Source organism: Desulfofundulus luciae, from assembly GCF_030813795.1.
GTDB lineage: Bacteria > Bacillota > Desulfotomaculia > Desulfotomaculales > Desulfovirgulaceae > Desulfofundulus > Desulfofundulus luciae.
In genome coordinates this window covers 89,266-113,990 of the sequence record NZ_JAUSUX010000003.1, presented here as the reverse complement: position 1 = coordinate 113,990, position 24,725 = coordinate 89,266, and the positions used below count along the sequence as shown (strand labels likewise).

The following is a 24,725-nucleotide window of genomic DNA, read 5'->3' as shown; positions in this document are numbered from 1 at the left end:
ACACCCGGCGCACGGCCCGGGCTTACAGGGCCGGGGGGTGCACCCCCGTAATTACCAGCACTTCCTCCAGGCGGTTAAAATCCACAAAGGGTCGCACGGAGGCTTCAAAGAAAAGACCGGTCGGATCCCTCTTCACCCTGGTTATCTCGCCAATGGGGATGCCCTTGGTAAAAATGCTCTTCGTACCGGAAGTAACCACCACCTGCCCGGGTCTTGTGGGCATGTCGTTGGGTATATGGATCATGCGCAGGCTGCCGGCACTTCCGGCGGTGCCCTCAACCATACCCGGCGTACGGCTGTCCTGTACCAAAGCGCTGACCGCACTGCGCGGGTCGGTGATTAATAGAACGGTGGCGGTACGGTCGGTGGTGGCGATCACCCGCCCCACCAAACCCCGGGGAGTCAATACCGTCATGTTTTCTTTGATGCCTTCAGCCCGGCCCTTGTTTATGGTAATGGTGCTGAACCAGTTCCCCGGATCCCGGCCTATTACTGCCGCCGCGGTAACTTCAAGTCCGGAGTCGGCAGCGGAGCCGCTTTTAAAATCCAAAAGCTTTTTCAGTCTCTCATTTTCCAAACGGTATTCTCTGGCCTGGTGAAGCTCGCCTTCCAGCCGGACCACCTGCTCCGACAACTCGCTTGCCCGCCGCGACGCGTTCACCAGGGAAAGGGGAAAGGTGACCATATCCCTGACTCCCCGGCCCAGCCTGGTGGTTACCTGTTCTAAAGTGGCAAAGGTATCCACCAGTATTTTTTCCAGGGGCGTTGCTTCCACCCGGCTAAAAGCGGTCACTCGCATCACGTACAGGACCAGGACCAGCAAAATAACCAGAAAAAAAAGCTTCTTACCCGAAGTCAACGGGATCAACACCTATCTTTTTGTTCCAGTTTACGACAGCTTGCGCGGGTGAATGAGTACCCGGCGTAAAACATCGATATTTTCCAGCACCCGCCCGGTACCGTAAGCCACACACAAAAGCGGCTCGTCGGCCAGGTGCACGGGCATGGCCGTCTCCTCGCTCACCAGCCGGTCCAGCCCCTGCAGCAGTGAACCGCCCCCGGCCATGACAATGCCCCGGTCCATAATGTCGGCAGCAAGCTCCGGCGGAGTCTGCTCCAGGGTGCCCTTAATGGCATCCAGGATGGCCGATACCGGCTCGGAGAGAGCCTTGTAAATTTCCTCGGAGGTAATGCGCACCGTTTTGGGCAGGCCGGTCACCAGGTCCCTTCCCCGGACGTCATAGGTCTGGACTTCCCCGGTGGGATAGGCGGTTCCTATTTCAATCTTGATCTCCTCCGCCGTACGCTCACCAATCATGAGATTATAGGCCTTCTTTACATGCTGGATAATGGCTTCATCCATCTCATCCCCGGCAATGCGAATGGAGCGGCTGGTAACAATACCCCCCAGGGAAATTACCGCCACCTCGGTGGTACCCCCGCCGATATCCACAATCATATTGCCCGTTGGTTCATGTACGGGCAGACCAGCACCAATGGCTGCAGCCATGGGTTCCTCAATGAGATAGGCTTCCCGGGCGCCGGCCTGCAGGGCGGCTTCCCGCACCGCCCGCTCCTCCACCGCCGTCACCCCGGAGGGAACCGAAACCACCACCCGGGGGCGGATGAGAAAGGTGCGGTTGCGCAGGGCCTTGTTGATGAAGTACTTGATCATGCTCTGGGTTACGTCGAAGTCGGCAATTACCCCGTCCTTCATGGGCCGGATGGCCACGATGTTGCCGGGCGTACGGCCAATCATCTGCTTGGCTTCTTCCCCCACGGCCAGCACCTGGCCGGTATCCCGCTGAATGGCCACCACCGAGGGCTCCCTCAAAACAATGCCCTTGCCCTTTACATAAACCAGGGAGTTGGCGGTGCCCAGGTCTATACCCATATCTTTAGAGAACAGCCCGATGCGCATGTTCTCTCTCCTTTCTTAATCATCATCTAAATCAAACCTTTGGCCTTGAAACTGACGTACTTATTATCTCCAATAATCAGGTGATCCAGAACCTCAATGCCGATAATGCGCCCAGCTTCCTGCAGGCGCCTGGTCACCTCCAGATCCTCCTGGCTGGGGGTTGGATCCCCGCTGGGGTGGTTGTGCAACAGGATTACCGCCGCCGCATTGCGGCGGATGGCATTCTTAAACAATTCCCGGGGATGCACCGTGGAGGAATTAAGGGTGCCGATGGAAATGATCTCCCGGGCAATCACCTGGTTCTTGGTATTCAGCAACAACGCCCGAAAATGCTCCCTGTCCAGGTGGCGCATTTCCTCCATGACCAAACAGGCGGCATCTTCGGGACTCCTGATTACCGGCCGGGTTTCCCCGCCGGCCTGGGCAATGCGGCGGCCCAGCTCCAGGGCCGCTTTCAACATGGCCGCCTTGGCCGGGCCGACACCCCGGACACTGCTCAACTCCTCCACGGAGGCGTCAACCAGGCCCCGCAGGCTGCCGAAATGTCGCAAAAGGGCCGCCGCCAGTTCCATGGCGCTGGCCGTGGGTGTACCCGTGCGCAAAAGAACGGCCAAAAGCTCCAGATCCGTCAGCACCCCGGCGCCTTCTCTCAAAATGCGCTCCCGGGGGCGCAGATCCACGGGCATGTCTTTAATGGTAATGCGGTACGTTGGGGAATCCAAGGCTCTTTGCGGCCTCCAGACACGCTTAAAAGATACCCGAAAGGGTTCCCGGGGAAACTTCCGGGGAAAATCTCAGTTGTTTCGAACATACTCCAGAGGATCCACACCGAATTCCTTCAACACCTGGGCCAAACGGGCCAGGGGAAGGCCGACCACATTAAAATAGCATCCCCTGATCCCGGCAATAAAAATTGCCCCCAGTCCCTGGGCAGCATAAGCCCCTGCCTTGTCCAGGGGTTCACCGGTGGCCACATACCTGGCAATTTCTTCTGTCGTCAGTGGTCTGAACCTGACCCGGGTGCGTTCGTGGGTAACCACCCGGCGCCCGGAGGGTTTTTCCATCACCGCCACGCCAGTGAAAACCTCATGCTCATCTCCCGCAAGGAGGCTGAGCATCAAAGCCGCTTCCCGGGCGTCAGCAGGTTTGCCCAGGACCTTGTCCTGCCAGACCACTATAGTATCTGCCGCCACCACCAACCCCCGGGAAATGGAGGGCGCCACGGCCCCGGCCTTTCTTAAAGCCAGGGTCTCTACCAGTTGATGGGGAGGCAACCCTTCCGGCACCTTTTCCTCAACCTCGGGCACCACTACGGTGAAAGGTAAGCCAAGCTGTTCCAGCAACATGCTCCGGCGCGGCGAAGAAGAGGCCAGGTAAATAGGCAACACTTTTGAACCTCCACATTTACAGTTTACGGTATAAAAGATATCCCAGGAGTAAACCCAGCGCCGTGAGGGGCCCTAAGGTGAGGGTAAAACCAAAGGTGAGCCGGGCAAAATGAAGATCTATAGTAGCCGGGGCAAAGCCCACGGAGGTAAAAGGCTTAAGGACGGGCAAAAAAGGAATGAGCACTGCTCCCAGCGCATCACCCACCAGGGCCCCGACCAGCATAAGAATTACCAGCAACCAGATATTTCTCTGGGGCTTGTACATAGCAGCCACGGCTATCACCCGGCCATCGAAAATTGACCACTTATCTGTACTAGTTTATCATTTTGCCTCTTTTGTGACAAGCTGCAATTCCGCCCTGCCAAGTATTTCCACTCTCGCACCGGTGCTTTTCGCCCGGCGGTAGGGTGGGGGGATCTTACCCTATTGTTCCGGTAAGCACCGCCGCCACAAAGGCAGCGTAAAAAACCCCACCGTAGGCCACCAGAAGCCGTGCATCAAGAAAACCGCGCCGCAAGAGCAACAGGTAAGTCACCAGCCCGGAAGCCAGTGCCAGAAGCGCACTTAAAAAGGCCGTTTCCGTAAGCACCCACGGGGTCAGGATCATGCCGATGGCCGGAATAACGGAACTCTGAAAAACCATCGCCCCGGTGATATTACCCAGGGCCATGGTATCCTTGCGCTGGGCAAGCCAGATGACACTGTTAAATTTTTCGGGCATCTCCGTAGCCAGAGGGGCAACGAGAAGGGAGAAAACAAAAGCAGGCACCCCCAGTATGTCCGAGAGATCCGCCACGCCATCCACAAAAACCTTTGCCCCGGCCACGATCCCGGAAAAGGCCAGGATCACCTGGACGATTACCAGAACCAGGGGAGGATTGTCGAGTTTTTTACACAGGTAAAGGGGTTCGCATTCCCCTTCCTCCTGGTCCAGGGTGCGTCCCCTGGTGATGGTTTCATACACGAAATAAATGTAGGCCACAACCAGCCCCAGGGCCACCACCAGCTTTAACGGGCGGGGAAGAAAAGCGGCCGCAATGGCCAGCGTATAAACCACCAGGAAGAAAAACAGGTCCCGCCGGATCACGCAGGGATCGGGCTCAAGGCGCGTACGGCGGAAGGCCAGCACGGCCCCCCCGCTGATCAACAAAGCCAGGGTCCCCAGCATAAAGGGCGCGCCCAGAATGGCTCCGATGCCTATTTCCTCCCCCACTTCACCGCCGCCCAAAAGGATGGCGATCAGGGGAATGACCGTTTCCGGCATGGCCGTACCCACCGCGGCCAGGATGCTCCCTACCGCCCCCTCGGTCAGGCGAAGCTTCCTTCCCAGCCATTCCACACCATTGGTAAAAAAACCGGCGCTGACCAGGATAACCCCCAAACTGATCAATAACAGGGCAACGTCCAAACCCATTGAAGCTCCCTCCACATAAAAAGGCCCACCGCCAAAAAACGACGGGCCTTACGTCTGGAATTAATTATAGCCCCACTGGCCGGCAAAGTCCAGCCTTATTCCGTCGGGGGTACCCGGCCAAACTGCCCGGCACCGGTACATCCTTCAAGTGAGCGCCTTCTGGATCAAGCTGGTCAGCGGGGCAAAAACGGCCTCCACGGCCCTGGCCGGATTGGGCAGCGGTATTTTCAAAACCAGGCCAAAGCTGTAGATCATGCCCAGGAACAAAAGCACACTGAAAGCAATCAATTCCCGCCACATTCTCTTTTTAATCAGGGGCGGAACCTGCAGGGCGATGATGATGATAAAGACCAGGCTGAGCAAAACAACCTCCATCGCACATTACCCTCCTTAGATATGTTCATATAGCCAACCTCCTGCGTCCCTGCAGGCCGCAAGGGCTTATTGATCAGGCCCGTGCGCCGGATCACGGTTTTCACTTCAACCGTCACGGGCATGGTCGCGAAAACATCCTCCCATTCCCGTTCCACCTGCCTCCACACCCGGGGATACTTGCGATGCACCGCTTCACCAAAGCCGAGGACATCAGTCCGGTATTCCTCCTGCAGCCTGGTCACGCAGGCCATAACCTCCTGCTTGATTACCCCGGCCAGTTGTTTTTCCAGCCGGGAAATGACCTGGGGATTGCTTAAATCGACTTCCAGGTTTTCCGATTCGGTAAGGTTAACCCGGGTGATTATTTTTACTCTCATACCAGGCTGGCCGCCGGTCAGAAACGGTTCCAGCTTCACTCCCCCGCGGCCGGCACGCAAAATTTCCACGGCCAGTTTCTGTTCGCCCCGGGAACCGGGAAGAGAAAAGGTGATTGGGCCGCCCCGCACTTCTCCCCGCACCCACAATAATCCCCGGGCTTCCTGCTCGTTAAGCCAGCCTACCAGCCTGTCCCGGCGAAAGACGGCCGTCCCGGTAAGTTTCATGTTATGAAAGGGTGCAGGCCCTGTCCCCGCGGGATGCATGGACATGCGGCTGAAAGCCTCGTTGGGCACTGCTTCCAAAATGGCCGTATAAGGCTCCACGCCGGAACTCTCCAGCATCTTGGCAAATTCCCCCAGACGGGTGGGGGCGAAACGGGCGGAAAGTTCCTGGTTCTTGATTACCCCCACGATATTCTGTGCCGGGGTGACCTCCAGGTGGACGGGAACCTCCATGATATCCCTGGGATCCCCCCTGGCCACCAGGATCCAGGTATCCCGCCGGAACTGGCGGTTGCGCTCAAAGAAATCCATCACTTCCGCAACCCCCTTTTCCCGGGCCAGTTTTTCGGAAATAAGAATTACCTGGTTGTGGGCGAAAAAAAGCTCCCGTGGGCTTTCCATGGACAACCGGCGGATGGCCTCAAAAACCGTCCTACCCTCTGTAGCCAGGTTGCGGTAGCGCTTACGTCCGCCACCTCCACCACCACCGCCCATACCTGTTATTCCACCTCCGCCGGCAACAGCCGTGGGAACCAGGACCTGCACCTCCAGGCGCACCCTGCCCTCCGGGGCGGCATCTACGGCCGTGAGCAAAACAATGCCCAGGTCTTCCACCTCCCGGTGGTCCCAGCAGCCGCTGAGGACGAGAGGCAAAAACAGCAACAGAAACACAAGCGCCTTAATCCGCCCGCCCCGGGGAAAAAGGCGGAAACAATGACCCGGGACTGGTTCCGGTTGTTTTGTGTTGCAATCAAAACGGAACCTGTTCATCTGGCCACTACCTTTTAAACCGGCAAAGATACAGGTGCGGCTTCTGTTATCTTTTCTGCCCACCACCGTCCCCCTTTTGCCCTTTCCGGGTTGGTGGGGCGGGTTTTATGCCCTGCGCCTGGCGGATGGAATTTTCTTTGGCCAGCTCCGAAGGGCGAGCTTCCATGGCCCACATGGGCGCCCGCACCATCACATCCTTTAAATCCCTGGCGTGCAGGGGGGCCAGGGGGGCCAGGTAAGGGATGCCGAAGGAACGCATGGAAGCCATGTGCACCAGGATGACCAAAAGCCCCATCATCACCCCGAAGATCCCCAGGGTGGCCGCAAGGACCATCATGGGGAAGCGCAACAGGCGCATGGTGATGGCCATGCTGAATACCGGCGCCACAAAGGAACTGATACCGGTCAGAGCCACGATTATAACCATAAGGCTGGACACAACCCCGGCCGACACGGCTGCCTGGCCGATCACCAGGGCACCCACAATGCTCACCGCCTGGCCCACGTTCCGGGGCAGACGGATGCCGGCCTCCCTTAAGGCCTCAAAGGTAAATTCCATCAAAAAGGCCTCCACAAAGGCCGGGAAGGGCACCCCTTCCCGGGATGCGGCTATGCTGATCAACAGCCGGGTGGGGATCATCTCCTGGTGAAAGGTGGTAATGGATATGTAAAGGGAAGGTAATATCAACGATGCAATAAAGGCAATGTATCGAAGCCAGCGCACGGCCGTGGCCAGGAAGAAGCGTTCGTAGTAGTCCTCGGAAGACTGCATGAAAACGACAAACTCCGCCGGCACAACGAGCACAAAAGGGGTGCCGTCGGTAATAATAGCCACGCGCCCGTCCAGAAGCATGCTTACCACCCGGTCGGGACGTTCCGTACGGAACACCTGGGGAAAGGGAGAATGCGGGTGGTCCTCGATTAATTCTTCGATATTGCCGCTTTCGATGATGCCGTCCACCTTGATGCGGGAAAGGCGGTCCTTCACTTCCTGCACCAGCCGGGGATCGGCCAGTCCCCTGATATAAGCTATCTCAACGGAGGTACGGGTGCGCTCTCCCAGGGTGATCCTCTCGGTCACCAGGTTGGGATCGCGCAGGCGGCGGCGGATGAGGGAGGTGTTGGTGCGCAGCAACTCGGTAAACCCCTCCCGGGGCCCCCGTACCACGCTTTCGCTGGTGGGCTCCTCGATACCCCGCACCGGCCAGCCGGGAGCGGTGGCCAGGAGGGCCACGGCCTCCCCTTCAACGAGCACGGCAGTGTCACCATAAAGAATCCCGTCCACAAGTTCAAAAACAGTTGCAGCTTCCCTTACCGAGCCCGTATTAACCATGAAATTACGGACCAGGGCGAACAAATTTCCGGCCGTCTTCCCCCCCAGGCCGGCCATGCGGGACTCCAGGGTCAGGCCCTTGATCACGGTGTCATTGACCGTACCTTTGTCCGTCATGCCGTCGATAAAAACAACGGCCCCGGAAACATCCCCGTCAACACCCAGCCGAAGCTCCCGGATAACTAAATCGCTGCTGTTCCCCAGTATTTGCTTGATAAGGGCCAGGTTGTCCTTTAACCGGGAACTGAGGGGTATTTTTTTCAATTCCCCGGCTTCGTAGCTTTGCTCCCATTGAGTGTGGCTTTCCTTGAGGGATTGGGGTTTTTTGTTGCCCCTGGGCAAAATCCGGGCAAACTTTTTTAAAATGCGGACCAAAGGAACACCTCCCGGAAATAGGGCGAATGGTGAATTACCCCTTCGAGATGGTATTATGAGTTGGCCGGGGGGGGTTTTATCCAGCCGGCCAAATGAAAAAGCACCGGCTCACCCGGTGCTCGCCATCATGTTCACCTTCGCCATGAGTACCTCCCGGGCCTCGGCCACCATGTACAGTGAACCGGTAATACAAACCAGCTCATTTGCCCGGGCCAGAGATAAGGCACACTCCACGGCTTCGGGAACGGACTCGATGATGTAGACCTCGGGTACATATTTTCGGGCCTCCTCGGCCAGGCGCTGCCAGTCGCCGGCCCGGGGGCTGTTGGGCCGGGTAACCACCACCGCCCGGGCCCGGGGGGCCAGCTCAGCCACCACCCGGCCCCGCTCTTTATCCCCCAGCATTCCGATGACCAGCACCACCTGCTTGCCGGGGAAGTAATCGTCCAGTGCTTTAGCCAGGCTGCGGGCGCCGTCGTAGTTATGGGCACCGTCCAGGAGCACCAGGGGCCGGCTCAAGACAACCTCCAGCCGGGCCGGCCAGCGGACCACGGCCAGGCCCCGGTACAGGGCTTCCTCCGGAACGGCAAACCCCTGCGCCATCAACAATTCCACCACCGCCACCGCCCCGGCGGCATTCACCAGCTGATGCCGCCCCAGGAGGGGAATAAAGAGATCCCGGTAGGTGCGGCGCAGGCCGTGCACTGCAAGGTACTGCCCGCCCTGATCAAGCCCGCCCGCGGCTGCTTCCCACAAAACGGTGCGGCAGGAAATTCCCTCGTTAAGCCCAGCCCCGCCGCCGGATTCCACCAGCACCATGGGCGAACCCTTCTCCCGGCAAAACTGGGCCACCACTTCCAGGGCTTCCCCCCGGCAGGCCGTTACCAGGGGCACCCCGGGCTTGATAATTCCGGCTTTGACAGTGGCAATCTCCCTGATGGTCCGGCCCAGGTAATCCATGTGGTCCATGGATACGTTGGTGATTACCGTAACCAAAGGCCTTTCCACCACATTGGTGGAATCAATGGCCCCCCCCAGCCCCACCTCCAGGATTAAGAAATCCACCCCTTCTTCGTAAAAATATTTGAAGGCCATGGCGGTGCTGACCTCAAACTCGGTGGGATGCTCGAAACCTTGCGCCACCATGGCTTCCAGGTGGGGCTTCAATTGGTCGATCAACAAGGCCACCCGCCGGCGGGAGATTTGCTCCCCGTCAATTTGATACCGTTCCGTATAGGAATGCAGGTGGGGCGAGGTAAAAGTGCCCGTGCGATAACCGGCGGCTGTGAGGACCGAAGCCACCATGGCGGTGGTGGAACCCTTGCCGTTGGTGCCCCCGATATGCACCACCTTTAGCTTTTCCTGGGGATCCCCCAGCCGGCGCAACAGTTCCTTGATGCGCCCCAGGCCGAAATTTATACCGAATTTGGTCAGGTTCTGCAGGTAGGTCATGGCTTCATCATACTGCACCGCTGTCACCCCAAACAAAGAATGTGCTTTTAAAAAATACGGCGCTCTTCTTTAAAATTCCTACGCGCCCGGGGCAGGTGTAAAAAAAGAACCGGGAGCTTTTTCCCGGTTTATTTTCCATAACTTACTAAATATACCCGGAAAAACACGGGTTAGATTAATTTTTGTTTCCAAGCACCGCCAGACGTTCCCGGATGGCTGACACCTTCTCGGCCAGCTCTTTCTCCCTGGCCCGTTCCTTTTCCACCACTTCCGCCGGCGCTTTGGCCAGGAAACTTTCGTTCCCCAGCTTACCTTCCACTCTCTTGAGCTCCTTTTCCACTGCGGCCAGTTCCTTTTTCAGGCGGGCCAGCTCCCGGTCAATGTCGATGAGCCCGGCCAGGGGCACATAAATCTCCACCCCCCGGGCCACCCCGTGGGCGGCCTGCGGGGGAACCTGGTCCAGTTCAGGTTTCACCTGCACCCGGCAGCGGGCCAGCCCCTGGATGTAACCGGGCCACTTCTGGATCAAATCCCGGGTATCGCCGTCAGTTACAACCAGGATGACGTCGGCCGTCTTGCCCGGGGGAACATTCATTTCGCTCCTGATGTGGCGGATGGACCGGATTACCTCCATAAGCACCGCCATCTCGGCCTCGGCCTTTTCATCCCGCAACCCGGGTTGGTAGGCCGGCCAGGGGGCCTGCATCACCGTGGGCCCTTCGTGGGGCAGGCGCTGCCAGATTTCCTCGGTGATGAAGGGCATAAAGGGATGGAGCAACTCCATGGCTCCCCGCAGCACCCGGGCCAGCACATCCTGGGCGCAGGCCCGGTCTCTACCGTCTTTGGCACGATAAAGCCGGGGTTTAACCAGCTCGATATACCAGTCACAGAACTCATCCCAGATGAACTCGTAGATGACCCGGGCGGCTTCTCCCAGCTCATAGGATTCCAGGAACCTGGTCACTTCCTGAACGCAGACCTGGTAGCGGCTCAAGATCCAGCGGTCGGCCAGGGTATGCGCTTCCCTTCCCGGGGCGGAGGCCGGGTCGTAATCCTGGAGGTTCATCAGGGCAAAGCGGGAAGCATTCCAGATCTTGTTGGCAAAGTTCCTTGCCCCATCCAGGCGCTCAAAGTGAAAGCGCAGGTCGTTGCCGGGCGTATTCCCGGTAACCAGCATGAAGCGCAGGCTGTCCGCGCCGTGGCTTTCAATAACGTCAATGGGGTCCACCCCGTTGCCCAGGGACTTGCTCATCTTGCGCCCCAGGGCGTCCAGCACCAGGCCGTGGATAAACACTTCCCGGAAGGGCACTTCCTGCATGAAATGAAGGCCGCTCACAATCATCCGGGCCACCCAGAAGAAGATGATGTCCCGGCCCGTCACCAGCACGGAAGTGGGATAATAATAATCCAGCTCCGGCGTCTTTTCCGGCCAGCCCAGGGTGGAAAAGGGCCACAGGGCCGAAGAAAACCAGGTGTCCAGCACGTCGGGATCCTGCTCCAACCGGCTTGAGCCGCAGCGGGTGCATTTCCGGGGCGGTTCCTTGGCCGCGATGACCTCCTCACAGTCCCGGCAGTACCACACCGGGATGCGATGGCCCCACCAGAGCTGCCGGGAAATGCACCAGTCCCGGATGTTTTCCATCCAGTTCAGGTAAATTTTCGTGAAGCGTTCCGGCACGAAGCGGATGCGGCCTTCCTTTACCGCCCGGATGGCCGGTTCGGCCAGGGGTTTCATGCGCACAAACCACTGGCGGGAAAGCATGGGCTCAATCACCGTGTTGCAGCGGTAACAGTGCCCCACGGCGTGATTATGGTCTTCTATTTTTACCAGGTAACCTTGCTCTTTTAAATCCTTGATGATCCTTTTGCGGCACTCCCAGCGGTCCAGGCCCCGGTAAGGGCCGGCCTCATCATTCATCACCGCATCCTTGTTGATCACCCGCACCTGGGGCAGGTTGTGTCGCCGCCCCACCTCAAAGTCGTTGGGATCGTGGGCGGGGGTAATCTTCACCGCCCCGGTGCCAAAGGAGGGGTCCACATATTCATCGGCAATGACAGGCATTTCCCGGCCCAAAAGGGGCAGGACCAGGGTTTTGCCCACCAGGTGCCGGTAGCGTTCGTCCCCGGGGTGAACGGCCACGGCCACGTCCCCCAGCATGGTTTCCGGCCGGGTGGTGGCTACGGTAATGGCATCACGACCGTCCCTGGTGGGGTATTTGATGTAATAGAGCTGCCCGGGCTTGTCCAGGTGCTCCACTTCAATGTCGGAAATGGTGGTTTGGCAGCGGGGGCACCAGTTGACGATGTAATAATCCCGGTAAATGAGACCCTGTTCGTAAAGCCGCAGGAAAACCTCTTTGACCGCCCCGGAGCATCCTTCATCCATGGTAAAACGCTCCCGGTCCCAGTCGCAGGAGGCCCCCAGGCGGCGCAACTGGTGCGTTATGCGCCCGCCGTACCGCTCTTTCCAGGCCCAGACCCGCTCTAAGAACTTCTCCCGGCCCAGGTCATATTTGCTTTTGCCCTCTTTGGCCAGTTGTTCTTCCACCCTGGCCTGAGTGGCAATACCCGCATGATCGGTGCCGGGAAGCCACAGGGTGTTGTAGCCCTGCATGCGGCGCCAGCGGGTGAGAATGTCTTGCAAAGTATTATCCAGGGCATGCCCCATGTGCAGTTGCCCGGTAACATTTGGCGGGGGCATGACAATGGAAAAAGGCTCCCGGGCATCAACCCGGGCATGAAAGAATTTATTTTCTTCCCAGTAGCGGTACCACTTTTCCTCCACGGTCCGGGGATCATAAGTGGTGGGCATGTCAAATTGCGTCATAATGCCTCTCCTCCCTGTAATCTGTGAACCATTATAATGTGATCCCCGCTTTTTAGCAACCTCCGGGATAAATTCCCGGCATGAAATGCTAATAACCAAATAGAGATAGTTAAAGGGAAAAAGAAGCCGTGGAGATTTGGGGGTGTTAAAAATGGGTAGGCCCAGGTGGTTGCTGGTGCTATTGCTGCTCTTGAGCCTGACCCTGGCGGCGGGTGCCATAATTATCAAAAGGTTTAGCCAACCCCAACCGGAAACCAACATCATACGGCTAATGGAAGGGCCGCGCTCGGTTTACCACCTGCCCCATTACATAGCCCTGGCCCTGGGTTTTTTCAAGGAGCAGGGGCTGGAAGTGGTTCTGGAAAATACCGCCAATGAACAAACACTGCTGCTGCCCGCCCTGGCCGGGGAACGGGCTGACGTAGCTCTGGTCGGCCTGGAACAGGCCATCTACAGCAGGGCAGATGGATTGCTGGACGACGTGGTAGCCTTTGCCGCGCTGACCCGGCGGGACAGCCATTTCCTGCTGGCCCGCAAAGCAAACAACTCCTTTGCATGGGCCGGCTTAAAAGAAAAGACCGTCATTGCCGGCTGGCCGGAAAGCATTGAAACGGTACTTTTAGAGGGGCTTTTAAGGCAAAACAACATCGCCCCCTACCGGGAGGTAACCCTTTATACCAACATTCCGGCGTCTTTACGCATAGGTGCCTTTTCAGCAGGGTCGGGGGATTTTATCATCCTGGCCGAACCACAGGCCTCAATAGTGGAAAACGCGGGGGTGGGCCGGGTGGTGGTTTCCCTGGGCAGAGAAGCAGGACCCCTGCCGGCGGCGGTTTACGTGGCCAGGACGGATTTCATCCGCCGGAACCCCATTGCCATGCAGCGTTTTACCAATGCCGTATATAAAGCCCAGCTCTGGCTGGCCCATCACAGCACCCGCGAGGCCGCCCGGGTGGTCAGCCCCTTTTTTAGGGATATGAACGAGAACCTGCTCATAAGGGCCATTGAGCGCTATCGAACCCAGGAAACCTGGGCCACCAACCCGGTCATCGACCCCGAAAGGTACAACTATCTCATGGATCTGCTGGACCAATCCCGGGAAATAGCCAGAAGGATTCCCCCGGAACAAATGATAAACAACCGGTTTGCCCAAAAAGCCGTGGAAACGGTGGAGTACGTTCCGGAAAAGGAAAAACCGCGCTGGTTTGAACGTTTAAAGATTTAATTTACCCACTCTCCGATGACGCGCCAGAGCTCGTCCCGCCCTTCACGGGTGCGGGCGGAAAATTTAATCAGGAGGTCCTCCCCGGTTAAGCCCAGGGTCTGCCGGACTACCTGCAACTGCCGCAGGCCCTGGCTTTTTGAAAGCTTGTCCGCCTTGGTGGCCACCACCACTGCGGGCAGGTGGTGATATTTAAGCCACTGGTACAGCTGTACGTCCTGGGCGGTGGGAGGGTGACGGAGATCTACGATCTGGATAACACCCCGCAGCTCCGGGCGGCGGGACAGGTAGCCCTCAATCAGGGGTCCCCAGTTGGCCCGCATTTTTTCCGGCACCCGGGCGTAGCCGTACCCGGGCAGGTCCACCAGGTAAAACCGGTTGTTGATCAGGTAAAAATTCAGGGTACGGGTCCTGCCCGGGGTATTGCTGGTGCGGGCTAAATTCCGGCGGTTGACCAGGCAGTTCAACAGGGACGACTTCCCTACATTGGAGCGCCCGGCCAGGGCCACCTCGGGCCTGCCCCCGGCCGGGCACCGGTCCAGCTCAGTTATGCTTTTAACAAACTCAGCAGAAACGATGTTCATGGATCGCGGCGGGATCCTCCTTAACCGGTATCACGGGCTGGTAGGAAACCTCGGGAACCTCCCCGGAAGGGGAACCCAGTTCAGTAGCTTCGTGCTCCTGCTCCTTTTCTAAAAGGGCTACCTCCAGGACTTCATCCATGTGCTCCACCTGGATGAACTGCATCTTGTTCCTTACGTTGGGAGGGATATCGTCCAGCTCCTTGCGGTTATCCTTGGGCAAGATCACCGTGGTGATACCCGCCCGGTGGGCGGCCAGCACCTTTTCCTTGATGCCGCCCACGGGCAGCACGCGCCCCCTTAAGGTAATCTCCCCGGTCATGGCCACATCATGGCGCACCTTGCGCCCCGTGAAGGCCGAAGCCAGGGCGCAGGCCATGGTAATGCCGGCCGAAGGCCCGTCTTTGGGGATGGCCCCCTCCGGAACGTGGATGTGGATATCGTGTTTGTCAAACACTTCTTCATCCACGCCCAACTGGGCCGCCCGGCTGCGCACATAGCTGTAACTGGCCTGGGCGGATTCCTTCATTACTTCACCCAGTTTACCCGTTAAAGTAAGTCGGCCGGTACCCCGGTAAATGGTAACCTCGATGGCCAGGGTGTCGCCCCCAACCTCGGTCCAGGCCAGGCCGGTGGCCACGCCCACCTGATCTTCCTGTTCGGCCACCCCGTAGCGGAACTTGGGCGTTCCCAGGAAGTGCTCCAGGTTTTGCACGGTAACGCGAACTTTCTTCGTTTCCTCCGCCACGATCTGCCGGGCAGCCTTGCGGCAAAGGGTGGCAATCTGCCGCTCCAGGTTACGCACGCCGCTTTCCCGGGTGTACTCCCGGATAACCCGGCGAATGGCTTTTTCCGAAATGCTGAACATCTCACGAGTGAGACCGTGTTCCTTCATCTGTTTGGGTATCAAATGCCTTATGGCTATTTGTACCTTTTCCTCCTCCGTGTAACCGGAAATCTGGATTACTTCCATGCGGTCCAAAAGGGGCCGCGGGATACTGTGCTGGACGTTGGCCGTGGTGATGAACATTACATTGGAAAGGTCAAAAGGCACTTCAATGTAATGGTCGCTGAAGCTGTTGTTTTGCTCCGGGTCCAGCACTTCCAGCAGGGCCGCCGATGGATCGCCCCGGAAGTCCATGCTCATCTTATCAATTTCATCCAGCAGGAATACGGGGTTTTTGGAACCGGCGTTACGCATTCCCTGGATTATCCTGCCCGGCAACGCACCCACGTATGTGCGGCGGTGACCGCGGATTTCCGCTTCATCCCGCACACCGCCCAGGGAAATGCGCACAAATTTGCGCTCAAGGGCCCGGGCAATGGAACGGCCCAGGGAGGTCTTGCCAACCCCCGGCGGGCCGACGAAACACAAAATAGGTCCCTTCATTTTCTTGGCCAGCTTGCGGATGGCCAGGTACTCCAGGATCCGCTCCTTGACCTCGGTGAGGCCATAATGGTCTTCTTCCAGGATGGCTTCGGCAGCCTTGATATCCAGCCGGTCCCGGGTGCTCTTGCTCCAGGGCAGCGCCAGCAACCAGTCCAGGTAATTGCGAATAACCGCCGATTCCGCCGCCATGGGCGGCATTTTTTCCAGGCGCTCCACCTCCTTGAGGGCCTTTTCTTCCACTTCCTTGGGCAGCTTGGCTTCGGCAATTTTCTCCCGGTATTCCTCACCCTCCGCCACGCGCTCGTCCTTTTCACCCAGTTCCCGCTGAATGGCCTTCATCTGCTCCCGCAGGTAGTATTCCTTCTGGGTTTTCTCCATTTGCTTGCGTACACGGATATTGATCTTGCGCTCCAGTTCCACGATCTCCAGTTCCCTGGCCACCAGGGAGCACAGCTTCTCCAGCCGTTTGACAATGTCCACAGCTTCCAGCACCTGCTGTTTTTCCTCTATGCGCAGGGGCAGGTGGGAGGCAACGATATCGGCCAGCCGTCCCGGTTCCTCCAGGTTGACCACGGAAACCACCGTTTCCGGCGGGATGCGCTTGGAGAGTTTCACGTATTGCTCGAACTGGTAAACCAGGTTGCGCATCAACGCCTCAATTTCGGGGGTTTTGATAAAATCTTCGTTATATTGTTCCACTTCTACCTTAAAGAAAGGTTCATGGGCCAGGTAACGCCTGATATGGCCCCGGGCAAGACCTTCTACCAGAACCCGGATGGTACCACCGGGCAACTTGAGAAGCTGTTTCACCTCGGCTACGCTACCAATCCGGTATATGTCATCAAGGCCGGGATCGTCGGTCTGGGCTTCCTTCTGGGTAGCCAGAAAAATAATGCGGTCGTTCATCATGGCCTGCTCAATGGCCTGCACCGACTTTTCCCTACCCACGTCGAGGTGGATGACCATGTAGGGAAATACCAGAATGCCCCTTAACGGCAGCAATGGTAAGATTCGTACTACCGGCTCCATAGCTGCACCTCCTTTTCGGTATGCTTCTGCGTTCCGGCCACACACACCAATATTTTAACATACACCTAACATTCCTGCCATAGCAATAAGTGGGTACGGAAAAACAAGAACCCGGTGCAAGACACCGGGTCAGGAACAGCTAATATTCACCGGTCGTAAATGTTCAGTAAAACCGTTATGATGAGAATGCGGCGCTGTCCGAAGCGAACGACTTGCGGAGCGCCGGTAACAGCACCCGGCGAAGCGAGGTTGCCGGCTCGGCTCTCGAGGACGCATGATAAACTGTCCGAAAGAAAACCTTTAAGACACATTATTTCAAGAAACAACAACGAAGAATAATTTAGTAACGGGCAATCCGCAGAGAGCCAGAGCCGGCCCGAAGCAAGCCGCGGTGCTGTCGGCGCGAAGCACTGGAGTGAGCGGGGACAGCGCCGCATCCCGCCAGGTTTATTAATATCTACCACTAGTCCATATTTTGGGGTTTAACTCCCGGGACAGTGGTTTGACGAAAGGCCGGGGGAAGAAAGCAGTCCCGCTGCCGCCAGCACATCCCGCGGCGCCGGTAGGACGCCTTTGCGGGCGGCGCCGGGTTGTTCCACCAGGGCCGTTTTGAGCACCTCTTCCAGCCTGTCCACCGGCACCACCTCTACGTCCGGCAGGTCCCGGAAAAGCTCCTGGTAATTTTCCCGGGGGATGAAAACCTTCCTGGCCCCGGCCTGGCGGGCGGCTTCCACTTTGGGCACGATCCCCCCCACGGGCAGCACGAGACCACGGATGGAAACCTCGCCGGTCATAGCCACCCGGTTATCCACCGGTATACCGGTAATGGCCGAGTATACCGCCGTAGCCACCGCCACCCCGGCGGAAGGACCGTCCACGGGAATGCCGCCGGGGAAATTCACATGGATGTCGTAGTCCCGGGGATCCACGTCAGTGGTGCGGCGCAGGACGGTGAGAACGTTTTCCACCGCCCCCCGGGCCATGCTCTTGCGCCGCATGGTCCGTCCCCGCCCGTTCACCTCTTCTTCGTCCACCACGCCGGTAACCACCACCTTGCCCTGACCCCTGGGAGCGGGCAGGGCGTTGGCTTCAATTTCTAACAGCGCCCCCATGTTGGGACCGTAAACGGCCAGGCCGTTGACCAGACCCACCTGGGGTTGGGAGGCCACCTTCTTTTCGGGCCGGGGGCTGTACTGGCCGCTGTGCACCACCCATTCCACATCGGCCGCCCTGATTTGCTGGCGTCCCTCGGTAAGGGCAATACCGGCGGCAATCTGTACAATGTTTACCGCCTCCCGTCCGTTGGTGGCAAATTTTTTTATGACTGCCAGCCCCCGCTCATCCAGGGGAAAACCAACCTTGCGGGCGGCGTTGGCGGCAATAATTTCAATTTCGTGGGGCAGCAAAGGGCGGAAAAAGATCTCCACGCAGCGGGAGCGCAACGCCGGCGGAATTTCCTCCGGGGTGCGGGTGGTGGCCCCCACCAGGCGGAAATCCGCGGGCAGGCCGTTTTGAAAGATATCATGGATATGGCCGGGAATATTGGGATCTTCGGAACTGTAATAGGCGCTTTCTAAAAGGACCTTGCGGTCCTCCATGACCTTGAGCAGCTTGTTCATCTGGATCGGGTGAAGTTCGCCAATTTCGTCAATAAAGAGTACCCCCCCATGGGCCCTGGTCACCGCACCGGGTTTGGGCTGGGGTATGCCCGCCATGCCCATCGGTCCGGCACCCTGGTAGATGGGATCGTGCACCGAACCAATCAGGGGATCGGCAATCCCCCGCTCGTCAAAACGGGCGGTGGTGGCATCCACCTCCACAAACTTCGCATTTTCCTTGAAGGGAGAATGGGGATTTTTCCTGGCCTCCTCCAGTACCAGTCTGGCGGCCGCCGTCTTACCCACCCCGGGCGGACCGTAGATGATGACGTGCTGGGGATTGGGGCCGCAAAGGGCCGCCCGCAGGGACCGCAGCCCTTCTTCCTGGCCAATGATCTCCTCGAATTTGCCGGGCCGGGTTTTTTCGGCCAGCGGTTCGGTGAGGGAAATTGACCGCAACCGCTGCAGCTTTTCTATTTCCTTGCGGGATTCCCGCTCCACGGCCGTTCTATTACCCTGCTGGGCCTTTAACAGGTTCCAGAAGTAAAGGCCGATGATCACTCCAAAGAATACCTGGACAAAGGTAATAAAGCTGCCCAGTCCCCCGGGAAACTCTGCCACGGTTATGCCTCCTTGCCTTGTTTTCTGGCAAGATCTATTATTGCCCTTTTATGCATCTAAAAAACACCGCTACTCTATTTTTCACAGTTAACTGAGTACCCCCCATGAAACAAAAAAGCACACGCATAACTACGTGTGCCTGCAATCTGTATTTCACCTCCCGGCAATTACGCCGTTTCTTCCTTCTTCTTCTTGCGGTCTACGGCCACCACCAGGGGTTTCTCTTTTTTCAGAATGGTTTCCTTAGTAATGATCACCCTGGCGATGTCTTCCCGGGAGGGAATTTCATACATTACGTCAAGCATGATGTCCTCCAGGATGGCCCGCAGTCCCCGGGCGCCGGTGTTGCGCTTGAGGGCCTCCTGGGCCACCGTCCGCAGGGCGTCGGGATGGAACTCCAGGCTCACCCCATCCAGCTCGAACAGTTTTTCATACTGCTTGACCAGGGCATTCTTGGGCTCGGTGAGGATACGGATGAGGGCTTCCTCATCCAGGGCGTCCAGGGTGACGATAATGGGCAAGCGGCCGACAAACTCAGGGATAAGACCGTATTTAAGCAGGTCTTCCGGCAGGATCTGGCTTAAGATTTCCCCAATTTTCTGATCCCGCTTGCTCTGGACTTCGGCGCCAAAGCCCAGGCCCTTTTTCCCGATGCGATTCTGAATGATCTTCTCAATGCCGTCAAAGGCACCGCCGCAGATAAACAGGATATTGGTGGTGTCCAACTGGATGAACTCCTGGTGGGGGTGCTTGCGACCGCCCTGGGGCGGCACGCTGGCCACGGTACCCTCCAGGATCTTTAAGAGGGCCTGTTGCACGCCCTCGCCGGACACGTCCCGGGTAATAGACGGGTTTTCCGACTTGCGGGCGATCTTGTCGATTTCGTCAATGTAGACGATGCCCTTTTCCGCCTTCTCCACATCGTAATCGGCCGCCTGGATGAGTTTTAAAAGGATGTTTTCCACATCCTCCCCCACGTATCCGGCCTCGGTCAGGGATGTGGCATCGGCAATGGCAAAGGGAACATTGAGCAACCGCGCCAGGGTCTGGGCCAGCAGGGTTTTACCGCAGCCCGTGGGCCCCAGCATGATGATGTTGCTCTTCTGCAGTTCCACATCGTCTATCTTGCCACCCAGATTGATGCGCTTGTAGTGGTTGTAAACCGCCACGGCCAGGGTTTTCTTGGCCTGCTCCTGGCCGATGACGTACTGGTCCAGTATTTCCTTAATTTCCTTGGGCTTCGGGATGTCACCCAGGTCGAGCCCAAGGTCCTCGCTAAGTTCCTCTTCAATAATTTCGTTGCAAAGCTCAATGCACTCATCGCAAATGTATACCCCGGGACCGGCCACCAGTTTTTTGACCTGGTCCTGGAGTTTGCCGCAGAAGGAGCACTTGAGCTGACCTTTGTCGTTAAACATAGCTAAACACCTCTTTTATTTTGACTTGCGATAGGTCAACACCTCATCGATGATACCATATTCCTTTGCTTCTTCAGCGGACATAAAGAAGTCCCGATCAGTATCCCGGGCAATTTTTTCCCTGGGCTGACCCGTATGTTTGGCCAGCAGTTCATTCAAGATATCCTTTATGCGAAGGATCTCCCGGGCATGGATCTCAATCTCCGTCGCCTGACCCTGAACCCCGCCCAGGGGCTGATGCAACATGATCCGGGCGTAGGGCAAGGCATAGCGCTTACCCCTGGCGCCGGCAGCCAGCAAAAAGGAGCCCATGCTGGCGGCCTGCCCAAGGCAGATGGTGGAAACGTCGGGTTTAATATACTGCATGGTATCATAAATGGCCAACCCGGCAGTAACAACGCCGCCGGGGGAGTTGATATAAAAATGGATATCCTTTTCCGGGTCCTCAGCTTCCAGGAAAAGCATCTGGGCAATAACCAGATTGGCTACATGATCGTCTATGGGTCCGCCGATGAAAATAATCCGGTCCTTTAAAAGACGGGAGTAAATATCGTATGCCCGCTCACCGCGGTTGGTTTGCTCAACGACAATTGGCACTAAAGTGGACATGATAACGCTACCTCCTGCGTAAAGGATGGATTATTATTACTCCAGCGATCACAAGCGGGAACTTATTCCGTCGCCGGTTGCCCGTCCTGCGCGACTATATTGGCCTGGTCCACTAAGAACTGGATTACCTTATCCCGCACCAACCCCGTTATGACCGCCTCCAGTTGACCCTGACCCTCCACCACTTTACGCACTACCGCGGGATCCTGCTGCATTTCTTTAGCCATCCGCTCAATTTCCGCCTGTATTTCTTCTTCAGTGACGGTGATGTTTTCAGCTTTGGCGATGGCATCCAGCACCAGCATGGTCTTCAGGCTCTCCCGGGCATCCGGGCGGAGGCGTTCTTCCATCTCCTCCACGGTGCTGTTTGAGTACTTTAAGTAGTTTTCCAAAGTGAGACCCTGAACCATTAAGCGCCGCTCCAGGCTTTGAAGCATTTCCGCCAGACGGGTTTTAATCATTTCCTCGGGAATATCGACCTGCGCATTTTCCACCGCCTTCTTCAGGACGGCCTGACGGGTTTCGGCCTTTGCCCTGGCTTCGGCAGCTTGTTTTAATTTATTCTCCAGGTCCGCCCTTAATTCCTCCAGGGTATCAAACTCACTCACGTCCTTGGCAAACTCGTCATCCAGCGGGGCCAACTCTTTGCGCTTGATGGCCTTCACGGTGACGGTGAACACGGCTTCCTTGGCCGAGAGCTCCGGCTTGGGATAGTCCTCGGGAAAGCGAACCGTGATCTCCTTTGTCTCGTTGATGGCCATCCCCACCATCTGGTCCTCAAAACCGGGGATTAACCCGGCGTTCCCAACCTCCAGGGTATAATCGGTAGCCTGCCCCCCTTCAAAGGGCTCGCCGTCCACCCGGCCTTCAAAGTCAATGGCAACCAGGTCTCCCGGCTGCACCGTACCCTCGTCAAGACTCACCAGCCTGGCATGGCGGTTTTGCAACCGTTCCAGTTCCTTTTGTACATCCTCCGGCGTTACTTCTGTACTGGGTCGGGTTACTTCCAGACCCTTATACTGGCCCAGTTCCACTTCAGGCTTTACTACTACCCTGGCCTTAAATACCACCGGCTTACCCTCTTCCACCTGGACCAGCTCCAGCTGGGGCTGGGCCACCGGTTCGATACCCGTATCTTTTACCGCTTTAAAATAGGCTTCCGGAATAAGCATTTCCACTGCTTCATCCAGCAATGCCTGTTTGCCGATATGCCGCTCCAGGATAATCCGGGGAGCTTTACCAGGCCGGAAACCGGGCACGTTAACCTTTTTGGCCAGCTTCCGGTAGGCCCTATCCATTGCCTGGGAAAATTGATCGGCATCTACCTCTACTTCCAGTAAAACAGTATTTTTCTCTATCCTTTCCGCGTTAGCTTTCATCTATGCTCCCCCTTATAAAGCTTTTTAGTAACCAAATTTAACCCCTTTTGCCATTATAGGCCGAACAGTACTATAGTGTAACCATTTTTCAAGTAAATACTTAATTCTACGGTTGAAGGATATTTCCTCCAGAAGGAAGACCTTTTATCTCCCAGCCCCCAAAAAATTTATGGTATAATTCTCACCGAAAAAGCTCTTGCTGGCCCGATATATGCATTATACACTAGTAAGCTATTTTACCTGAAGAGAGTAAAAACTGCAATACGAAATTCAGTTAAAAAATTAAATCACCCGGAAGTCACAGCAAGACTGCATGTATTGCGGGCTCCGGGTGGCACTGGAAAACCGGCAAGAGAAATAAATCCCTGAACTATAAAAGAAGCGATTTCTGATATTTGGAATTTTGAATATTGTTTTAGAAAGGCTGGGAAAGGGGTGTTGTATTTTCAATCTGTATACAATATACTGTTTGTTGAATACAAGAAGCAAAAATTGGATGGTCGCACCTGGTTGGTCACCGGAGTTCTGCAACGGGCACCCAGGGAGCGGGCCATGGTCATGAAACAAATGCGCCCGGTGAGCAAGAGAGAAAAAATCCTCTTCCCCTTGCTGGCCAGCCTGGTGATTATCCTGCTGGTGCCTAAATCGGCGCCCTCATGCACGCCATGGGACCAAACGTGGCCGGCGTAATCGGTACCGCCGTGGCCGCCGGGGCCTTTATCACGGCCATTCACTAAGGGAAAACCCCTTTGGCGCGCCGGGGAACTCCGTGGAGTTCCCCGGTTTTCTTATTAGGGAACTGGAGAATGCTGTTGCCGCAGCAGCCGGCGGCCCAGGAAAAGCAGGAACAGCAAGGCCAGGCCGCCACCCAGGGCGAACCCAGCCGGAGCACCCCAGAGGTGGGCCACCGTACCGCTGAAAAAATTGCCGGCAGGCACCAGGCCGATAAACACCAGGGAATAAACGCTCATCACCCGCCCCCGCAGGTGGTCGGGAACGTTCATCTGGACGGTGGCGTTGGCGGAAGCACTGAAGGTGCTCACGGCAAAGCCGGCCAGGCACAGCAGCACCAGGGCCAGGGAGTAAAGGCGTACCGGGGCCAGCATCAGCTCGCAAAAACACAAGCCTGAAGCGCCGGCCAGGAGCAATTTCAGCCGCGGGCCGCGGTTGCTGAGGTAGGCCACGGTAAGCGCGCCGGCAAAGGCACCCAGACCCGTGGCGGACATGAGAAAGCCAAAGCCCTGGGCCTGCCGGTGCAGCACCTCCCGGGCAAAAACAGGCACCAGCACGTTAAAATTCATGGCTAAAGCACTCATACCACCAACCATGGCCAGCACGGTGAACACCGTTGAGTTGGAACGAATATAGGCAAGACCCTCGTGCACATCTTCCCACAGATTTCGATGATCTTCCCTGCCATCTACCTCCCCCCTTACCCGGACCAATAAAAGCCCACCCAGCACAAACAAAAAGCTGGCAGCGTTGGCCAGAAAACAGGCGGCAATCCCCACGGTGCTGATCACCAGACCGGCTACCGCCGGACCGATTATCCGCGCCCCATTGAAGATGGAGGAATTCAGGGCAATGGCGTTCATCAAATCTTCCCGACCTACCAGTTCGATGATGAAAGCCTGGCGCGCCGGCATGTCCAGGGCATTGATCGTACCCAGAAGGAAAGCCAGCACGGCCACATGCCAGTACTGCACCACGTTATAGAGAGTTAGCAGGCCCAGGACAAGAGCAAATAACATGGACATACCCTGGGTGAACAGAAGCAAGGGGCGTTTGGGCAGGCGGTCGGCCACCGCCCCGGCAATGAGGGCAAAGAAGAGCAATGGGACAAACTGCAAACCTCCCACCAGTCCCAGCAAAAATGGCGAACCGGTTAGTTCCAGCACCAGCCAGGATTGAGCCATGTTCTGCATCCAGGTACCCACCAGGGAAATGCATTGTCCGGTCCAGAACAGGCGAAAATTCCGGTGACGCAGGGAGGAAATAATGGCCTTAATTCCGTGACGTTGCTTTTGTTGCGGGTTAGAGGGTGTTCTCATTTCTCTTGGTGACCATCCTTAAAATTTTTGCTTTAAATCCGGCTACAGGTCCAATTCTCTGTTAGCCGCCCTTTTCCCTGCCCCCGAAAATATCGGGGAACCTATTGCCAGGTTTCTTCGCCATAACCTATAAACGCCACCTATAAACGCCCGGTAAATAAAAACCGGAACCTTGCGGAAAGGAGCGAAGGGAATGAAAAGGCGGGTTGCACCGGGAACCGGGAAAACCCGTACTGCAAAAGAACACCATCTGCCGGGGTGTTATGTTACCTCCCGCATGATTGAAGATTATTCGGATTACCTGATAAAAATGAACGACTTCAATAACTTGAAGGAAATCAACCGGCCCTGGATTAACAAATGACGTAACC

Annotated in this window: 21 protein-coding genes; 2 read left to right on the top strand and 19 right to left on the bottom strand. The window is 57.0% G+C overall.

What is annotated here, in order from left to right; genetic code table 11:
• Nucleotides 1–22 precede the first annotated feature (22 nt).
• The 11 genes from mreC to J2Z49_RS02905 form a co-directional block, all read right to left on the bottom strand.
• A complete protein-coding gene (gene mreC / locus J2Z49_RS02955; RefSeq protein WP_307399711.1) occupies nucleotides 23–871 on the bottom strand; it encodes a rod shape-determining protein MreC in 849 nt (282 codons plus the stop codon).
• A gap of 18 nt (nucleotides 872–889) precedes the next feature.
• Entirely contained in the window at nucleotides 890–1,921 is a 1,032-nt protein-coding gene (locus J2Z49_RS02950; protein ID WP_307399709.1) for a rod shape-determining protein, read from the bottom strand.
• Nucleotides 1,922–1,947: 26 nt separating this feature from the next.
• Nucleotides 1,948–2,643: a RadC family protein gene (radC, locus tag J2Z49_RS02945; RefSeq protein ID WP_307399707.1), complete on the bottom strand. Its 696-nt coding sequence runs from the start codon at nucleotides 2,641–2,643 to the stop codon at nucleotides 1,948–1,950.
• A gap of 72 nt (nucleotides 2,644–2,715) precedes the next feature.
• Nucleotides 2,716–3,309 (bottom strand): Maf family protein, encoded by a 594-nt coding sequence (locus tag J2Z49_RS02940; protein WP_307399705.1) that lies wholly within the window; start codon nucleotides 3,307–3,309, stop codon nucleotides 2,716–2,718.
• Between the two features lie 16 nt (nucleotides 3,310–3,325).
• Nucleotides 3,326–3,574, bottom strand: a complete 249-nt coding sequence (locus tag J2Z49_RS02935; protein ID WP_307399703.1) for a DUF4321 domain-containing protein — start codon at nucleotides 3,572–3,574, stop codon at nucleotides 3,326–3,328.
• A gap of 154 nt (nucleotides 3,575–3,728) precedes the next feature.
• Nucleotides 3,729–4,724 (bottom strand): sodium:calcium antiporter, encoded by a 996-nt coding sequence (locus J2Z49_RS02930; RefSeq protein WP_307399701.1) that lies wholly within the window; start codon nucleotides 4,722–4,724, stop codon nucleotides 3,729–3,731.
• A gap of 144 nt (nucleotides 4,725–4,868) precedes the next feature.
• Nucleotides 4,869–5,099: a hypothetical protein gene (locus J2Z49_RS02925; protein ID WP_307399699.1), complete on the bottom strand. Its 231-nt coding sequence runs from the start codon at nucleotides 5,097–5,099 to the stop codon at nucleotides 4,869–4,871.
• Nucleotides 5,036–6,469, bottom strand: coding sequence for a Ger(x)C family spore germination protein (locus J2Z49_RS02920; protein ID WP_307399796.1), 1,434 nt, complete (start codon nucleotides 6,467–6,469; stop codon nucleotides 5,036–5,038). The genes J2Z49_RS02925 and J2Z49_RS02920 overlap by 64 nt, the downstream gene beginning before the upstream one ends.
• Before the next feature lie 46 nt (nucleotides 6,470–6,515).
• Nucleotides 6,516–8,177: a spore germination protein gene (locus J2Z49_RS02915; protein WP_307399697.1), complete on the bottom strand. Its 1,662-nt coding sequence runs from the start codon at nucleotides 8,175–8,177 to the stop codon at nucleotides 6,516–6,518.
• 108 nt (nucleotides 8,178–8,285) lie between these two features.
• Nucleotides 8,286–9,647, bottom strand: coding sequence for a bifunctional folylpolyglutamate synthase/dihydrofolate synthase (locus tag J2Z49_RS02910; protein WP_307399695.1), 1,362 nt, complete (start codon nucleotides 9,645–9,647; stop codon nucleotides 8,286–8,288).
• Between the two features lie 157 nt (nucleotides 9,648–9,804).
• The gene (locus tag J2Z49_RS02905) at nucleotides 9,805–12,456 is read right to left on the bottom strand and encodes a valine--tRNA ligase (protein ID WP_307399693.1); all 2,652 of its coding nucleotides are present in this window, start codon (nucleotides 12,454–12,456) and stop codon (nucleotides 9,805–9,807) included.
• 151 nt (nucleotides 12,457–12,607) lie between these two features.
• On the opposite strand from J2Z49_RS02905, the gene J2Z49_RS02900 reads away from it, so the two are divergent.
• Entirely contained in the window at nucleotides 12,608–13,681 is a 1,074-nt protein-coding gene (locus tag J2Z49_RS02900; protein ID WP_307399691.1) for an ABC transporter substrate-binding protein, read from the top strand.
• Here J2Z49_RS02900 and yihA read toward each other — a convergent pair.
• The 8 genes from yihA to J2Z49_RS02860 all read right to left on the bottom strand — a co-directional run bounded on the left by yihA (nucleotide 13,678) and on the right by J2Z49_RS02860 (nucleotide 24,354).
• Nucleotides 13,678–14,262, bottom strand: coding sequence for a ribosome biogenesis GTP-binding protein YihA/YsxC (yihA, locus tag J2Z49_RS02895; RefSeq protein ID WP_307399689.1), 585 nt, complete (start codon nucleotides 14,260–14,262; stop codon nucleotides 13,678–13,680). The genes J2Z49_RS02900 and yihA overlap by 4 nt on opposite strands.
• On the bottom strand, nucleotides 14,243–16,678 hold the full coding sequence (gene lon / locus J2Z49_RS02890) for an endopeptidase La (RefSeq protein ID WP_307399687.1): 2,436 nt from the start codon (nucleotides 16,676–16,678) through the stop codon (nucleotides 14,243–14,245). The genes yihA and lon overlap by 20 nt, the downstream gene beginning before the upstream one ends.
• Nucleotides 16,679–17,160: 482 nt before the next feature.
• Nucleotides 17,161–18,897: an ATP-dependent protease LonB gene (gene lonB, locus J2Z49_RS02885; RefSeq protein ID WP_307399685.1), complete on the bottom strand. Its 1,737-nt coding sequence runs from the start codon at nucleotides 18,895–18,897 to the stop codon at nucleotides 17,161–17,163.
• Nucleotides 18,898–19,064: 167 nt separating this feature from the next.
• Complete coding sequence (gene clpX, locus J2Z49_RS02880; RefSeq protein WP_307399683.1) at nucleotides 19,065–20,315, bottom strand: ATP-dependent Clp protease ATP-binding subunit ClpX; 1,251 nt, start codon at nucleotides 20,313–20,315, stop codon at nucleotides 19,065–19,067.
• Nucleotides 20,316–20,330: 15 nt separating this feature from the next.
• On the bottom strand, nucleotides 20,331–20,924 hold the full coding sequence (gene clpP / locus J2Z49_RS02875) for an ATP-dependent Clp endopeptidase proteolytic subunit ClpP (RefSeq protein WP_307399682.1): 594 nt from the start codon (nucleotides 20,922–20,924) through the stop codon (nucleotides 20,331–20,333).
• A 62-nt stretch (nucleotides 20,925–20,986) separates the two neighbouring features.
• The gene (gene tig, locus J2Z49_RS02870) at nucleotides 20,987–22,303 is read right to left on the bottom strand and encodes a trigger factor (RefSeq protein WP_307399680.1); all 1,317 of its coding nucleotides are present in this window, start codon (nucleotides 22,301–22,303) and stop codon (nucleotides 20,987–20,989) included.
• 446 nt (nucleotides 22,304–22,749) lie between these two features.
• Entirely contained in the window at nucleotides 22,750–23,037 is a 288-nt protein-coding gene (locus J2Z49_RS14820; RefSeq protein ID WP_407650033.1) for a hypothetical protein, read from the bottom strand.
• 57 nt (nucleotides 23,038–23,094) lie between these two features.
• Nucleotides 23,095–24,354, bottom strand: a complete 1,260-nt coding sequence (locus J2Z49_RS02860; RefSeq protein ID WP_307399678.1) for an MFS transporter — start codon at nucleotides 24,352–24,354, stop codon at nucleotides 23,095–23,097.
• A gap of 193 nt (nucleotides 24,355–24,547) precedes the next feature.
• Here J2Z49_RS02860 and J2Z49_RS02855 point away from each other — a divergent pair, with 193 nt between their 5' ends.
• A complete protein-coding gene (locus J2Z49_RS02855; RefSeq protein ID WP_307399677.1) occupies nucleotides 24,548–24,718 on the top strand; it encodes a hypothetical protein in 171 nt (56 codons plus the stop codon).
• The last annotated feature ends 7 nt before the right edge of the window (nucleotides 24,719–24,725 follow it).

Excerpts from the sequence above, each read along its gene's own strand:
- J2Z49_RS02855 (WP_307399677.1), top strand. The coding sequence starts at position 24,548 with ATGAAAAGGCGGGTTGCACCGGGAACCGGGAAAACCCGTACTGCAAAA.
- J2Z49_RS02935 (WP_307399703.1), bottom strand. The coding sequence starts at position 3,574 with ATGTACAAGCCCCAGAGAAATATCTGGTTGCTGGTAATTCTTATGCTG.
- yihA (WP_307399689.1), bottom strand. The coding sequence starts at position 14,262 with ATGAACATCGTTTCTGCTGAGTTTGTTAAAAGCATAACTGAGCTGGAC.
- tig (WP_307399680.1), bottom strand. The coding sequence starts at position 22,303 with ATGAAAGCTAACGCGGAAAGGATAGAGAAAAATACTGTTTTACTGGAA.
- J2Z49_RS02950 (WP_307399709.1), bottom strand. The coding sequence starts at position 1,921 with ATGCGCATCGGGCTGTTCTCTAAAGATATGGGTATAGACCTGGGCACC.
- J2Z49_RS02860 (WP_307399678.1), bottom strand. The coding sequence starts at position 24,354 with ATGAGAACACCCTCTAACCCGCAACAAAAGCAACGTCACGGAATTAAG.
- clpX (WP_307399683.1), bottom strand. The coding sequence starts at position 20,315 with ATGTTTAACGACAAAGGTCAGCTCAAGTGCTCCTTCTGCGGCAAACTC.
- lon (WP_307399687.1), bottom strand. The coding sequence starts at position 16,678 with ATGGAGCCGGTAGTACGAATCTTACCATTGCTGCCGTTAAGGGGCATT.
- clpP (WP_307399682.1), bottom strand. The coding sequence starts at position 20,924 with ATGTCCACTTTAGTGCCAATTGTCGTTGAGCAAACCAACCGCGGTGAG.
- J2Z49_RS02930 (WP_307399701.1), bottom strand. The coding sequence starts at position 4,724 with ATGGGTTTGGACGTTGCCCTGTTATTGATCAGTTTGGGGGTTATCCTG.
- J2Z49_RS02920 (WP_307399796.1), bottom strand. The coding sequence starts at position 6,469 with ATGAACAGGTTCCGTTTTGATTGCAACACAAAACAACCGGAACCAGTC.
- J2Z49_RS02905 (WP_307399693.1), bottom strand. The coding sequence starts at position 12,456 with ATGACGCAATTTGACATGCCCACCACTTATGATCCCCGGACCGTGGAG.
- J2Z49_RS02925 (WP_307399699.1), bottom strand. The coding sequence starts at position 5,099 with ATGGAGGTTGTTTTGCTCAGCCTGGTCTTTATCATCATCATCGCCCTG.
- J2Z49_RS02900 (WP_307399691.1), top strand. The coding sequence starts at position 12,608 with ATGGGTAGGCCCAGGTGGTTGCTGGTGCTATTGCTGCTCTTGAGCCTG.